The organism is Bradyrhizobium sp. USDA 4538 (assembly GCF_024171045.1).
Lineage (GTDB): Bacteria > Pseudomonadota > Alphaproteobacteria > Rhizobiales > Xanthobacteraceae > Bradyrhizobium > Bradyrhizobium australafricanum.
The window spans coordinates 1666327-1679870 of the sequence record NZ_JALJZE010000001.1; the positions used below are offsets into that span (position 1 = coordinate 1666327).

A 13544-nucleotide genomic window follows, 5' to 3' on the forward strand; every position below is an offset into this window, starting at 1 on the left:
GTGGGTTTGACGAGCGGATCTGGGTCGTCGCTCTCCCTTCGGTTTCGCAATTAGTCGGACGTTCCGCTCCTTCTTTCGAAGCTGTTCGCAAGCTCGGCAAAAACTATTCAATCGGCGGCGCCATAATTGGCCGCCTTGCCGGAGAGGCGTCGGGGAGACTGGCTAGCCTCTCCTGCACAGTTCGGACATCGCGTAGTAAGGCGACCGTATCCAGGCCGGCATAGACCTCATTGACGCGCGCGCGGACGACATCAGGTCTTCTTGTTTCGGCAACCAGCCGCTGATGTGGATCGCGGGGGCTGTATGTTTTGCGGGTCGCGCTCCTTTCTTATCAATTTGAACGACGGCTGGAAAAAGTTCACGAACAAGCATAACCGACGCGAGGCTCCCCCCTAGGTATCCCTCGGCTAGCGCGCGATACAGCCCGGCACGAGCGGATCGGTGGAAGTGGAACGATGGCAAATGCCATGCTTGATGCCAGACAGGAAGGCGATTCCAATCGTCGCGTCGAGTGATCACCGGTCTGCAGTGTGACCAGCAGCCAGCCAAGGTAACGCCATCATTGCCGCGATCGGATCGCGCCAGCTTGTTATAGGCGGCGTATCCATCAACCTGCAGGATGCCGCGATAACCATTGAGGTGCCGGACCGCGCATTCGCCGGAGCGGCTGTCTTCGAAGCGACAAGCCACCATCGGGGGACCGTCGCGGCCAAGGGTTCGGTCATCCCTGGCATGGCTGGCCAGGAACACCTTCACGCCGGACGGGATCATGCCGAACGCACCGCCCGGATCACCCGCTGCAACTGCGTCTCGTCGACGTCCACGCCGGCACGCACGATCACCTCGCCAATGGCAATTTCGATCACCGCGCCTGCCACAGACGCCACCTCACCCCCGCAACTCGAGTGCCGCTCGCGATAATGTCGTTCCGCCCGAGCATCAGGGCGCCAGGCAAACAGCTGCGACGGGTGAATGCCAATCCGCCGGGCGATCGCCGAGACACTCGCAGGCTCCAGCGCCTCTGTCACGACTTGCGCCTTAAACTCGTCCGACCAGCATCGGCGAAGCTGCCGCGGCGGTCCCTCAAGACGCTCGGCTACCGCTTCGATCATATGGAAGGTTCTAGTTTCAGAACTAGGCGCAGACATAGAAGCTCACATCGGCTCACAAACTCAGCAGCCGATAGCCGATCGCTCACCCCCTGCGCCAGACGGGTCTCCTTGCCGCTTACCCTGCAAAGCTCCTTGCGCCACCTGAACAACTGGCTCACATGAAGCCCGGCCATGCGAGCCGCCTCAGAAACACCGGCGCTGGGCTCGAGCGATGCTGCAACAAGCCGTTCTTTCTCATCCTGCGACCACCGGCGCCGACGCTCGACCGAGCGGAGTTCCCAAGGCGATCGTCTGCGACAATCTGAAGGCCGGGGTCGTCAAGGCGTTGTGGTTCGAGCCGACGCTCAACCAAACCTTTGCCGCCATGGCCGAGCACTACGACACGACGATTTTGCCGACCCGCAGCCGCAAGCCGCGCGACAAGGGCAAGGTTGAAGGCGCGGTGCTGATTGTTGAGCGCTGGATCCTGGCACGGCTGCGCCATCGGCGCTTCTTCAACCTGACCGATCTCAATACTGCGATCGGCGGTCTGCTGGAGGAGTTGAACCATCGGCCGATGCGCCATATCGGCAAATCCCGCCGGCAGCTGTTCGAGGAGATCGAGCGCGCTGCGTTGACGCCGCTGCCGGGCGAGCCGTTCGAATACGCCGAGTGGAAAACGGCGAAGGTCCACCCCGATTATCGCGTCGAAGTCGACAAGACCTTTTACTCGGTGCCGCACCGGCTGATCGGCCGTCGGGTGGACATCCGGCTCACCTATCGAGCCGTCGAGATCTTCCAGGATCACACGCGTGTTGCCAGCCATGTGCGCCGCTCTCAGCGCAGCGGCCATGTCACCGTGAACGAGCACATGCCCAAGGCCCATCAGCGTTATGCCAATATGACGCCGGCGAGCTTGATCAAGATGGCAGCGCGGATCGGCGTCAACGCCGCCACTCTGGTCGAGCGGATGATGCGTGAGCGCCCACATCCCGAGCAGGGGATCATCGCCCTGGCGCGGCGCTACGAGCGCGATCGGCTCGAAGCGGCCTGCGAGCGGGCACTCGTCATCAACGCGATCAGCTACTCCTCGGTGAGCGCGATCCTCAAATCCGGGCTCGACCGCGCGAGCCCTGCTGCCGCCTCCGTCAAAGCCACCCCCTCGCACGCCAACATCCGTGGTGGGGGCTATTATCAATGAAGGAAAGGAACATCGCGATGCTGACCCACCCGACCCTCGAGCAGATGCAGGCGCTCGGCCTTGCCGGAATGGCGGCCGCCTACCGGCAATTGGCCGAACAGGACAATGCCGCCGATCTCAGCCGCGACGAGTGGCTCGGCCTGATGCTCGATCGCGAAGCCGCCATGCGTGCCGACCGGCGCCTGACCAATCGGCTGGCCGCAGCCAAGCTGCGCTTCGTCGACGCCTGTATCGAAGACGTCGACTTCGCGTCCCGCCGCGGCCTTGACCGGCGCAACACCCTGCAGCTGGCGCAAGGCGCCTGGCTGAAAGCCCATGAGAACTTCATCATCACCGGCCTGACCGGGCTGGTGGCATGATGCACATCTCGCTATGTCATTGATAATCGAAGCTTCGTTGCCGCGGATCTTGTGATACTGCGCGACCATTGGTCACCGCATGACGGACTTCCTGCCGATTCAGGTCAATCTCCCGGATCACATACGGTGCGCCTACGCAACTCTGTTTGGCCGGCAGGATACCATCCTTGATTAGTCGCACCACCGTCATCTTGCTGAGACCCAAACGGCTTGCAGCCTCGTGCAGGATCAGCTCTCCACGCTCGGCGCGTTCGCCATCTCGGTAGACAGGGATGTTGTGGTCGTTGCGGAAGACGCAAACGCGTTGCTGGGTCCACGTGTTGCCTTTGGCCGTGCGTGTGCCAAGCCGATTAAGAACGGACGCAATGCTCCCGTCCGGCAGCAAACGAGCCAGATCACGGATCAGCTGTTCAGTTGAAGCATCGGTCTTCCACCGATGCTGTCCGGCCCGGTTCTTCACAACTTCGAGCGCAGCGTGGTCGCCCCCCTTCCAGTGCAATTTTAGGTGCAATATTCGTGGCTCGACGGTGACGATGATCTCTTCGAGAACCGCTCTCAATATCCGCTTTCGTGTCGCAACCGAGGCTGCCGGATGGCTCCACAGGCGCTCCACGTCTGTCCCTAGTCCAAGAATCTCTGCGCGTTCTGCGTCGGTTAGAGTGGGCGGCTGTTTGTCGCGGGCAATGCGAAGATCATCTTCGAGGCGCGCCACTTCCGCAAGCCGTTCATTCCACCGCCGCTCGATATCTCCAGCGACCAGGCGGTTTTCTGGATCAACCGCATCATATTGTCGGTGTGCGCGAGCCGCTTCATAGCGTGCCTGCTCGAGCGCAAGCTCTATGTGCTGCAGCCGCTCTCGGCCGGCGCGCTCGCGGTGCGCGATTGCTTGCAGAGCAGCGTCAAGGCCGAGAGGCGCAATCACCGATAATACCTCGGCCGACACAGCTGCATCGATTCGCACATTGCCAAACGCAATGCACTTCGTTCGTCTTCCGTGATTAACGCTGGCATCGTTGCAAAGGTAGCGCGCAACACCTCGCAGCCCATTATGCTGCACTTTGAGCTTGCGACCGCAACGTCCACAACGCAACAGGCCGACCAGCAATCCACCGCCATTGCGCACCGATCCCGGCACCATCGCGCCCTTCATGTTAGCGTTCCCGTTGATGCTCCGTTGATTGTTCTCGTAATCCTGCCAGGAGATGTAGCCGTCGTGATGATCACGAATCAGAACTTCCCAGTCTTTCTGCGTTCGCCGTACATTACGGGTGACCAGCTTGCGGCCGGCTTCGATTCGAACCTGCGAGCCGGTCCGACCAAATACGTAAGCGCCAGCATAGATCGGATTGGTCAGCAGCCGGTGAATCGTATTGTAGCGTGGCAGCCGCCACTCCACCATTCGGCCGCGTGGACCATACACGACAATCGGCATCTTGATGCCGTTATCGCATAACCAAATCGCGACCTGGCGCACGCTGCCAAACTCGGCAAACTTACGGAACGCCAAATGGAGCGCCTCGCGCACCCGTCTGTCCGGATCCAGCTCAAGCCTGTCGTCGCTGCTGCGCACGTAGCCGACGGCCACACTCGTGTGAAGATCGCCACGTACTGCCTTGAGGCGCAGTGCTTCTTGTGAGCGCTGGCGCAAGATCGTTAGTTCCAGTTCGCTGAACGTCCCCTTCATACCTAGAGCACGCTGTTTTTATACGGAAACATAGCCTGAGTTTTTGAGATAGTTGGCGCACTCTTGTGCAGAAAAGAGGTCGAGGAGTTCGCCGACCTTGCGCCAGGTTGCCTCGACATCGCGCGGTTCTGCGGCTCGCATCAGATGTTTGAGCTTGGCGAAGACCTGTTCGATCGGATTGAGATCGGGACTGTAGGGCGGCAGGAAGAGCAGGTGCGCTCCGGTGGCGCGGATCGCATTGCGAGCGGACTTGCCCTTGTGACTGCCAAGATTGTCGAGGATGACGACCTCACCTTTTGCCAGAGTTGGGGCCAACACCTTCTCGACATAGAGGGTGAAGAGTTCGCCATTGATGGGGCCGTCGATGACCCAAGGTGCGCTGATCTAGTCGTGCCGCAGCGCTGCGATGAAAGTCATGGTCTTCCAGTGACCGAAAGGCGCGGATGCTTGGAGCCGCTGTCCACTCGGTCCCCAACCGCGCAGCCAGGTCTCGTCGATAAAGATCAGGCGTGAAGCGTCAATCTTGCCTTGATGGGCCTTCCAGCGTGTCCGCTTACGGGCGATGTCGGGGCGATCTTGTTCGACTGGCAGGATCGTTTTTTTTGAAGCTCAGCCCTTCGGCATGCACAAACGTCCACACCGCCCGCACATCGGTCTTGATCCCGCGCGCCGCCAGTTCCTGTGTCAGCTTCCGCAAAGTGAATGGTCCCGAGAGAACGCGCTTGCGCAGCCAATCAGCATTGGCACCGGACAGAACCGGCTTCTTGTGACCGCCGATCTTGCCGGGCGAAACGCCCCCAGTCTCCCGTCTCAGATTCTTCCACTTCGTTACACAGGACGGGCTGATCTGAAGCGCCTCTGCAATCGAACGAACTGTCTCTCCTGCATCAGCTCGCGCCAGAGCCCGTTCACGAAGGTCTTCTGAATAGGGTCGCGTCATCCATGCTGGCCCCCGTTCTCCAGCACGGAGTTTGAATCAGAAATCGCTCCCGCTGGGAATCCCGATTCTGCGAAAAAACAACATGCTCTAGCAGCAGTCGGTCATTGGTGAGCTTTGGATCGTAAACGCCGTCCTCATCAATGATCAGGCTGTTCACCAGCGTGCAGAACTCCAGAAGTGTGTGCCAGTCGCGGCCATTACGGGCCAGGCGGGAAGCCTCGACGGCCAGCACAGCGCCGGCGCTTCCGGTGCAGATCGCGGTCAGCAAGCGCTCAAAGCCGGGACGCGCTGTGCCGCCCCCCGAGCGACCAAGGTCATCATCGATGACGATGACGTTTTCCCAGCCAAGCAGCTGTGCGCGAGTTGCGAGCGCGTACTGACGCCGACGGCTCTCAGGATTATTGACGAGTTGGTCCGGGGTCGATTGCCGCACATAGACATAGGCGCTGCGTGATAAATGATCAGACGTTATCTTATTCATTGTCCGCCTCCGTCACCTTTGCGCGGGCGGTGCTGCATTCGTCGAGAAGAAGTTTGAGCAGACTTGTGACTTCCAAACGAATCAGCGGATCGAGCCGCTGGTGCTGGACTGTGGCTGCCGTGACCGCCGCCAGATCGAGCTGTCGCCATTGCTGTTCCAGCATCACCTCCAACCGTCCGACTCGTTCCAGATGATGGTGACGACGATACGCGCTGTGCATCAACGAGGCCGCGAAGTGCGCGCAACGAATCCGGGGGAAGCCGAGGGACTTCAACCGTCGGCAGTGCCGCGGCGGAATTCTCAGTCATCCATGCCGGCAGCAAGGCGCGAGAGCCGTCGGGCTGTTCGATCACGAAGTGATGGCGAGCCCCGTGAATAACGCGCCTCAAAGCAATGACGCGCTCACCAGCGCGTGGATGATGTCGATATTGAATGACAACTTCGAACGGATGTTCTTGGGTACTATGTCGCGTGCTCGTCCGGGACTGGCAAAACCTGGTTGACATGTGCCTTCGGACGCCAGGCGGCCAGGCTCGATCATTCCGTCCTTTATTTGCGTATGCCGCGCTTGTTCGAAGACCTCGCCATGGCCCGTCTCGATGGTCGCTTCCCGCGCCTCATCGACAAGCTCGCACGGGTCCAGTTGCTCATCCTCGACGACTGGGGCACCCACACCCTCAATGATCAGCAGCGCCTTGATCTCCTCGAAATCTTCGAAGAGCGCTACAGGCGCAAATCGACCTTGATTACCGCTCAGCTGCCCGTTGCCCAATGGCACGACATGATCGGCGAGCCAACCATCGCAGATGCTATCCTCGACCGGATCATCCACAACTCCCACCGTATCGCCCTCGAAGGCGACAGCATGCGAAGGAAAAAAGCCGCGCGCCCCTTGACCGACGTCGAAAACAGCGAAACGAATACCAACTGACTTCAACAACCAGGCAACCAAAAGCCAGCGCCGCCACGCTGTCCGCGATTTAGCTAGCGAAACTGCTGTCCGTCAGTTAGCGAAACCACTGTCCCGTTTTTGCGAAATACGCACCGTCGCCAGCTGGTCATGGACGAAGTCCATTGCCCAGGTCTCGTTCGATCGTGTGGCCGGCCTGCGGTCATCGCGCAGCTTGGCCTTGACCCGGCGCTTGGGCGTCTTGTTGCGCAATTGCAGGCCCAATTCGCGATAGATGCGGCGCGTCTTGTTTTGCCCATGGCGCCAGCCCTCGTGGCGGAGCAGGACGTGAACACGACGGTAGCCGTAGCGAATGCGGACATGACAGATCTCCTTGATCTTCTGTTCGAGGGCAGCCTGGCCGGAGCGACGGGGCTGTAGTGACAGGTCGAGCGGTCAAACTCGAGAGCGTCACAGGCCCTGCGGATCGACACCTGCCACTCGCCACAGACCTCGTCGACCAGCTTGCTGCTTCCGGCCAGGCTTCATAGCTATCGGCGGATCACATCCTGCAGCATCTCCTTGTCGAGCGACAGGTCCGCCACCAGCTTCTTCAGCTTGCCGTTCTCCTCCTCGAGCTGCTTCAGCCGTCGCATCTCCGTCGGCAGCAGCCCGTCGTATTTCTTCTTCCAGTTGAAGTAGGTCGCCTGGCTGATCCAGGCCTTGCGGCAGATCTCCGCCTACCGCAACCGCGTCACTGCCCTGCTTCAGGATGAACGCCTTCTGGGCGTCCGAAAACCTCGAGGCCTTCATCGTCCTTCGCTCCTCCCAGCCCGGGAATCGACGCGCAAAGCTCTAGCCAAAAATGGTCCAGTTTGCCGGCCTCAGATCAGTTTGTACGCCAAGTGGCGCGGGTGGAGCAACGGACGATCGGCGGAGCTGGTCGGGGCTGCGCAGCCGAGCGTCCGTTGCGGTGAGAGTGGCGGCGTAGGCCGCGGGCGTGAGGTATTGCAGCGACGAATGAGGGCGCTCGCCATTGTAGTCGGCGACCCATGCCGCGAGTTTGGTCCTGGTGTCGTTGAGATCGAAGAACAGCGTCTCATTGAGGAGCTCGTCGCGCATCCGGCCGTTAAAGCTCTCGACGAAGCCGTTCTGCATCGGTTTGCCCGGTGCGATGAAGTGCCAGTCGATGCCGGTTTCCTTGCACCAGGCGAGCATGGCGTTGCAGGTGAGCTCGGTGCCGTTGTCGGAGACGATCAGGCCGGGTTTGCCGCGGCGGGCGACATCGTCGTCAGTTCCCGCGCCACACGCCGGCCCGAGATCGATGTGTCAGGAATGGCGCCCAGACATTCCTTGGTGACATCGTCGACGATGTTGAGGATGCGGAAGCGTCGTCCATTGGCGAACTGGTCGTGGACGAAGTCCAGCGACCAGCGCGCATTCGGCTTTGCTTCCACCAGGATCGGTGCCCGGCACCCCATGGCCTTGCGGCGAGCCCGACGCTTGCGGACCGTCAGCCCTTCTTCCCGATAGATCCGGTGAATGCGGTTGATCCCTGATGGCTCGCCCTCCCGTCGCAGCAGGACGAACAGTCGACGGTAGCCGAACCGTCGGCGCTCGTGAGCAAGGTCGCGCAGCCGGGCACGAAGATCCGTATCCCGGAGTGCGGCAAGATCGGTAACGGACCATCCTCCGATCCGCGTCGACGATCGTGCAGGCCCGTCGCTCCGACAGGCCCATCATGGCCTTCAGGTGCGCCACAGCGGCGCGCTTGGCGGCGTGCCCTACCATTTTTTTGACAGAAGCTCGCGAAGGGCGGCCGCGTCGAGCATCTGCTCGGCCAAAAGCTTCTTCAGCTTCGCGTTCTCATCCTCGAGCGACTTCAGCCGCTTGGCTTCGGAAGCTTCCATGCCGCCGAATTTGGCCTTCCAATTGTAGATCGTCGCTTCGGAGACTCCGTGTTGCGAGCCAGGTCAGCTGTCGTCGCCCCAGCCCTATGCTCATTCAACACTGCGATAATCTGCTCTTCCGTGAACCTTGCTCGCTTCATCTGTCCGTCCTTGCTCAGGCCGGACTCTGGAGGAAATACTCAGGGGCAGGTCAAAAGAATCACAAGCGATTCTGGCGACTCAAGTTTATCGGCTCACTGCACCTCAAAAAATGTCGGCAATCGTAAGCCTCAACGGAGGGATACCGACAATGACACGGTCGATCCGTGGCACCAAGCTCACTTGCAAAAACACGCACTGTTTGCTGTACTGGCGGCGGCGCCGAACGCTGCGTAGTCAGCGCACCGCTAATCGAGACCTGCAAGATCTCTTGAGCCGGTTGGCGGTCATGGTAGGTAGCCTAATCGATCGTGAATAATGGGCACCTCTTCGAATAGTAGTGCCCTACAACGGTTGTCATCTTGATCGGCAAGCTCAGCAAGACGTTTGCGCCAGACCCAACGGATACCAGAGCACGACCCGCAACAAATAGAAGACGGCCAGCTTCTAGTCCGATTGGCCCAAAATCATGATCTGCAGAAGCTGCAGCCCACTCACGTCGCCACTCCTCAAAAGCACTTTGATTCTAGAATATGTCAAGGCCTCTTCATTTAACATGTCCTCACCTGAGTAGGTAGTGTCTCGATCTATTCTTAGCACTGTATCTGTCAGACGGCAGGCTCGGCGCACAGGCTAAGATGTAGCACATCAGAAGGTGCGGAAATGATAGGCGTAGTCAATCCGTTGCAAGTTTCACGCTTCCTTAGCGTGTATGACGAGCTTGCCATCCAAAAAGGTATCAAGCTTTCAATGGGGTTCGATTTCCACAAGTATGTCTCGATCACTCGGTCTCTTCCAACCAAGAAGCCAACGTATCCAAATTTTCGGCCAGATCGCTCGCCAATTAAACTGGGCGAGGGATATTGGATGGTGGGCATCGACAAGTATAACGAGGTCGCGCTCGTAGAAGCTGCTCGACTCTATGACCTTTCCCACAGCAACCTTGCAGAACATCTACAATCCTTGAGGGCGTTTTATGCTGATCCTAGCAAACATGCGCATCCTCAGGACCGTTGTACTTGCACGGCACCTAGCGCGAAGAAAATTAGCGGGAAAGTGGCCTATCACGGGGATTTTTGGTTGCGTAAAGACTTTAGAGGAAAGGGCCTGCCAAAGATAATGGCTGCCTTACTACGCGGCTTGTCTTTTACCATGTGGGCTCCCGACTTCATATGTGGACTTGCAGGGCGCTGGACACTGGATAAGGGCGTTCTTGCTCAATACGAGCATACTCATCATGAACTCGGCGGCTCGATGTTACAACTGGTCGAAGAAGATATTCTGGATGACGACTTGCTTGTTTGGCTAACCGGAGAGGAGTTGAGGGCCCTTATTGATCTTACAACAGAACCGAACCTCATTTGACTTTCAGGCTCTCGCCAGCATGGATTCCCCGTACCCAACAATGCTGTGCGGCCCAGATTGCCGGCAGTGTCCCGCGACGCACACCGCGGCATGATGATGTCCCGCAGCGATGCTGAAATCACGAATCGGTTGTTGCGTCTGTCAGCGGGAAGGCGTGTTCGGATAGTCGAGAAGGTTACTTGGGTAAGGGCGCCTAGTTAGTCCTTTATCCCACCTTCATGCTTGGGCGTCCCCTGATCGGCTCGCTGCCACGGGTACCCTCGCTGAATGGCAAGCGCTCCCGAGCGAAGCCTTCGGGCATGCGCCTCGGCCACTTTCAGAAGTAACAACTAGGTCGATGGATGCCGTGAGCAAGAGGTTTAAAGGCTTTAATGTGGATGTAAACGGGCCTGCTGGGCAGAAGTCTAAAGCTAACTTTGCTCGCGCGCAGTTAGTTTTTCCTGATGGCACGTCCCGAATAACCATCGAGCGGGATCCGGTCCCACTCTATATCGATCGCGGAGCGGGTAGCTATGTGTTTGATGTCGATGGCCGCAGGTTTCTCGATCTCAATTGCAACTTCACCACGTTGATCCATGGCCATTCCTTCGCGCCCGTGGTGGAAGCCTTAACACATCAACTCGAGCGCGGCAGCTGCTTCGCGAATCCCACGGAGAGCGAGATCGAGCTCGCCGAACTACTCTGCGGCCGGATTCCGCAGGTTGAGCGTGTTCGCTTCGTCAATACAGGGACTGAGGCCATACTGTTTGCAATCAAGGCTGCCCGGGCCTTCACGGGACGTTCTAAAATCGCGAAGGTCGAAGGCGCCTATCACGGCGCCTACGACTGGGCGGAGGTGAGTCTGGCGGCGACGCCGGATAACTGGGGTGATCCCAACGCACCCATCTCAACGGCCGTTTATCGTGGGACGCCGGTAAGCGTGCTCGATGAAGTGGTTGTACTCCGCTTCAATGACTTTGAAGGTGTACGCCGATTATTGTCATTGCATGCGCATCAGCTTGCCGCCGTTGTCTTTGATCCAATGCCAAGCCGAGGCGGTCTAATTGCGCCGAAGCCTGAATTCATTGCTGCGATTCAGGAAACTGCCCGTAAAATGGGCATTCTGGTTATTGCTGACGAAGTGCTGAATCTCAGGCAGAGTTTCCTAGGGGCTTCCGCTCGCTATGGGCTCATTCCGGACCTCCTCACGATGGGCAAGATCATTGGCGGCGGTTTGCCTATTGGAGCAATCGGTGGGCGTGCGGACGTGATGAAAACATTTGATGCGTCAGCGGGCAGGCCGATTCTTCCGCAAGGCGGCACATTTTCAGCCAATCCTCTCTCCATGACAGCAGGGCTTTCTGCCATGCGGCATCTGGATCATGCGGCCTTTGCATATCTGGAGATGCTCGGCAACATGGTCAGAGGTGGGATTGACCAGGCCATCTCAACCCGGCGAGCGCCGCTGTGCGTGACCGGAGCCACTTCACTCTTTCGAATTCATCCGATGGCACAAATTCCCAATGACTACCGTGAGGCTCAACCCGCTCCCGCTGGGGCAACTCTAATGAAGCATCTTACGTCCTTTTTTGCGGCGAACGGCATCATCCTTCCACATGGTGCTGTCGCTTCAATCTCTACGCCGATGGTTCGCGGCGACATCGACATGATCGTCGATGTGTTTGCAGGTTTTCTTGATAGCCATCAAGACATGCTGGGCGAGATCGAGGTGCGCACCTGACGAAAACAACGGGCACGCTATCGGCGGCACACCCGCTCTCCAGCACTGCGGGCCCTTCGATTTGGTAGCTGCACAAGCGGCATGGACGGTGGCTTAGTTGGTTTGAACCAAGGGCCTGATCGGCTGACGGTATATTGTTCAGGCATCATCAAGCAGCCTGTCTGCTCATTTACGCAATCGGCACTGCAGCTTGGCAGATGTAATGGAGAATGAAATGCAACCGCGAAGCGAACTCTCCAGTGTTGGCCAGGCGAGGCGGCTGTTTCGAAATACGGGCTACGTCATCAACGAGAGCCGGAAGTATTTTGATGCGGCCCATTCGGCTGGTCTCATGGCGGTGCACGGACGTTCCACGACGGGCCGCGCTTTTGCTCTAGGAACCGGCTCGTTTGAAGGGCGATCCCGAGTGATTGATTTTGTGCGATGCTCCTACCTGGGTCTGGACAACCATCCGGTAGTGGTCGCAGGCGCGATAGAGGCCATTCAGGCACATTGCTCATTGCACTGGTCCTGCGCACGAACGCGACTCAACTTCGACCTTCTAGCAGAGCTTGAGGCAACTTTGTCGAACATGTTTTGTGCGCGCGTCATCGCCTTTTCCACAGTAATGCTCGCTAATCTCGGGGCGATGCCCCTCCTTGCTTCCGGTCAATTGACAGGCGGGAGCAAACCGGTCGTCGTGTTCGATCGCATTGCGCACGTCTCTCTTGCCTATCACAAGCCAGTAGTCGCTGATGAAACGCGAGTAGAAACGATTGCGCACAACGACATCGACTCGTTGGAACGCTTGTGCCGCGAACATCCGGTGGTCGTCTATGTGTGCGATGGTGTCTACTCGATGGGAGGAACCTCGCCGGTCAAGGAACTACGGCAGCTTCAGGAACGTTATGGGCTCTTTCTGTATATTGACGATGCTCACGGTATATCGTTGTTTGGGCACCAGGGCGAAGGATTTGCTCGATCTCAGTTTCCACAAGTGCTGGATGACCGCACGATTATTGCGGCTTCGCTGGGCAAAGGATTCGGCGCATCAGGCGGCATATTGATGCTCGGAACGGCCGACCAGGAGGCTCTGTTTCGACGCTACTCCATTCCGTATGCGTTTTCGGTTGCTCCGAATTTGGCGGCGGTTGGCGCCGCGCTTGGCTCGTGCAAGATTCATCGCTCGGTAGAGCTCAGGGATCGGCAAGGACGGTTGGCTCAACGGATTCAGGTCTTCGACCGTCGTGTGGCGACCGCCGAGCAAGGTAATTCACTTCCGATCAGAATGATCTCCATCGGATCGGAAGCCAAGGCGATTGCGATCGCTGCAGAGCTTCTCAACGCTGGGTTCTATACTTCAGTTACATTCTTTCCGACTGTTGCGCGGGGAAAAGCAGGGATTCGTGTGTGCATTACAGCCGACCATGAGGTCGGCGACATAAAGCAACTGTGCGATTGCATCTTGGATAGAGTACCTAGCGCGACTGCCAAGGCCCATATGGCGTCAGCCATCCCTTGATGGTAGCAGCTGTTGAGTGAAATTAATCTCCATGAGGTGGCCTAGTCCGACTATTGCCGTTGCACAACGAGGACCGTGGGGTGTCAATCCTCGATCCATCAGTCGGCCTTCAACGCATCTACGGATTGTTGAAGCGGGCTTGGGCGCGCGCGAGGACGCTCGCTACCATACCAATGCGCGATGTCCTGTCCCAGCTCATTCTGGTCGCCGGATCTTCCGCCGCGCGGACCTGTTGTCCTTAGCCCAGGTTACATCACTAGCCATC

At 58.5% G+C, this 13544-nt stretch carries 8 protein-coding genes and 8 pseudogenes; 6 read left to right on the plus strand and 10 right to left on the minus strand.

Annotation, left to right across the window (positions count from 1 at the left end):
* Positions 1-106: 106 nt before the first annotated feature.
* The 4 genes and pseudogenes from J2R78_RS45200 to J2R78_RS45210 form a co-directional block, all read right to left on the minus strand.
* Positions 107-368: pseudogene (locus J2R78_RS45200) on the minus strand (ISNCY family transposase); the annotation flags it as partial.
* Positions 369-474: 106 nt separating this feature from the next.
* Positions 475-738 (minus strand): annotated as a pseudogene (locus tag J2R78_RS45205) (transposase); the annotation flags it as partial.
* 29 nt (positions 739-767) lie between these two features.
* Positions 768-1112 carry a transposase gene (locus J2R78_RS07210; RefSeq protein ID WP_253603509.1) on the minus strand — a complete coding sequence of 115 codons (345 nt, stop codon included), beginning with the start codon at positions 1110-1112 and terminating at the stop codon, positions 768-770.
* A pseudogene (locus J2R78_RS45210) lies at positions 1109-1315 on the minus strand (hypothetical protein); the annotation flags it as partial. The gene J2R78_RS07210 and the pseudogene J2R78_RS45210, both read right to left, overlap by 4 nt.
* Before the next feature lie 68 nt (positions 1316-1383).
* Here J2R78_RS45210 and J2R78_RS07215 point away from each other — a divergent pair.
* A pseudogene (locus J2R78_RS07215) lies at positions 1384-2292 on the plus strand (IS21 family transposase); the annotation flags it as partial.
* 17 nt (positions 2293-2309) lie between these two features.
* The gene (locus J2R78_RS07220; protein ID WP_175609018.1) at positions 2310-2651 is read left to right on the plus strand and encodes an ATP-binding protein; all 342 of its coding nucleotides are present in this window, start codon (positions 2310-2312) and stop codon (positions 2649-2651) included.
* A gap of 16 nt (positions 2652-2667) precedes the next feature.
* Here J2R78_RS07220 and J2R78_RS07225 read toward each other — a convergent pair whose 3' ends face one another.
* The 4 genes and pseudogenes from J2R78_RS07225 to J2R78_RS07240 all read right to left on the minus strand — a co-directional run bounded on the left by J2R78_RS07225 (position 2668) and on the right by J2R78_RS07240 (position 5928).
* Positions 2668-4335 carry a recombinase family protein gene (locus tag J2R78_RS07225; RefSeq protein WP_253603609.1) on the minus strand — a complete coding sequence of 556 codons (1668 nt, stop codon included), beginning with the start codon at positions 4333-4335 and terminating at the stop codon, positions 2668-2670.
* A gap of 18 nt (positions 4336-4353) precedes the next feature.
* Positions 4354-5275, minus strand: a pseudogene (locus J2R78_RS07230) (IS630 family transposase).
* Positions 5244-5756 carry a recombinase family protein gene (locus J2R78_RS07235; RefSeq protein WP_309144985.1) on the minus strand — a complete coding sequence of 171 codons (513 nt, stop codon included), beginning with the start codon at positions 5754-5756 and terminating at the stop codon, positions 5244-5246. The pseudogene J2R78_RS07230 and the gene J2R78_RS07235 overlap by 32 nt, the downstream one beginning before the upstream one ends.
* The gene (locus tag J2R78_RS07240) at positions 5749-5928 is read right to left on the minus strand and encodes a hypothetical protein (RefSeq protein WP_253635996.1); all 180 of its coding nucleotides are present in this window, start codon (positions 5926-5928) and stop codon (positions 5749-5751) included. Before J2R78_RS07240 ends, J2R78_RS07235 begins: the two co-directional genes overlap by 8 nt.
* 306 nt (positions 5929-6234) lie before the next feature.
* Between J2R78_RS07240 and J2R78_RS07245 the strand changes: the two are divergent.
* Positions 6235-6687, plus strand: a pseudogene (locus tag J2R78_RS07245) (ATP-binding protein); the annotation flags it as partial.
* A gap of 114 nt (positions 6688-6801) precedes the next feature.
* On the opposite strand, the pseudogene J2R78_RS07250 reads toward J2R78_RS07245, so the two are convergent.
* Together J2R78_RS07250 and J2R78_RS07255 are read right to left on the minus strand one after the other, a co-directional pair.
* Positions 6802-7458 (minus strand): annotated as a pseudogene (locus J2R78_RS07250) (transposase); the annotation flags it as partial.
* 42 nt (positions 7459-7500) lie between these two features.
* Positions 7501-8695: pseudogene (locus J2R78_RS07255) on the minus strand (IS3 family transposase).
* A gap of 661 nt (positions 8696-9356) precedes the next feature.
* Here J2R78_RS07255 and J2R78_RS07260 point away from each other — a divergent pair.
* The 3 genes from J2R78_RS07260 (at position 9357) to J2R78_RS07270 (ending at position 13279) form a co-directional block, all read left to right on the plus strand.
* On the plus strand, positions 9357-10058 hold the full coding sequence (locus J2R78_RS07260) for a hypothetical protein (RefSeq protein ID WP_253603611.1): 702 nt from the start codon (positions 9357-9359) through the stop codon (positions 10056-10058).
* Between the two features lie 346 nt (positions 10059-10404).
* Positions 10405-11778 (plus strand): aspartate aminotransferase family protein, encoded by a 1374-nt coding sequence (locus J2R78_RS07265; protein ID WP_253603613.1) that lies wholly within the window; start codon positions 10405-10407, stop codon positions 11776-11778.
* 214 nt (positions 11779-11992) lie between these two features.
* The gene (locus tag J2R78_RS07270; RefSeq protein ID WP_253603615.1) at positions 11993-13279 is read left to right on the plus strand and encodes an aminotransferase class I/II-fold pyridoxal phosphate-dependent enzyme; all 1287 of its coding nucleotides are present in this window, start codon (positions 11993-11995) and stop codon (positions 13277-13279) included.
* The last annotated feature ends 265 nt before the right edge of the window (positions 13280-13544 follow it).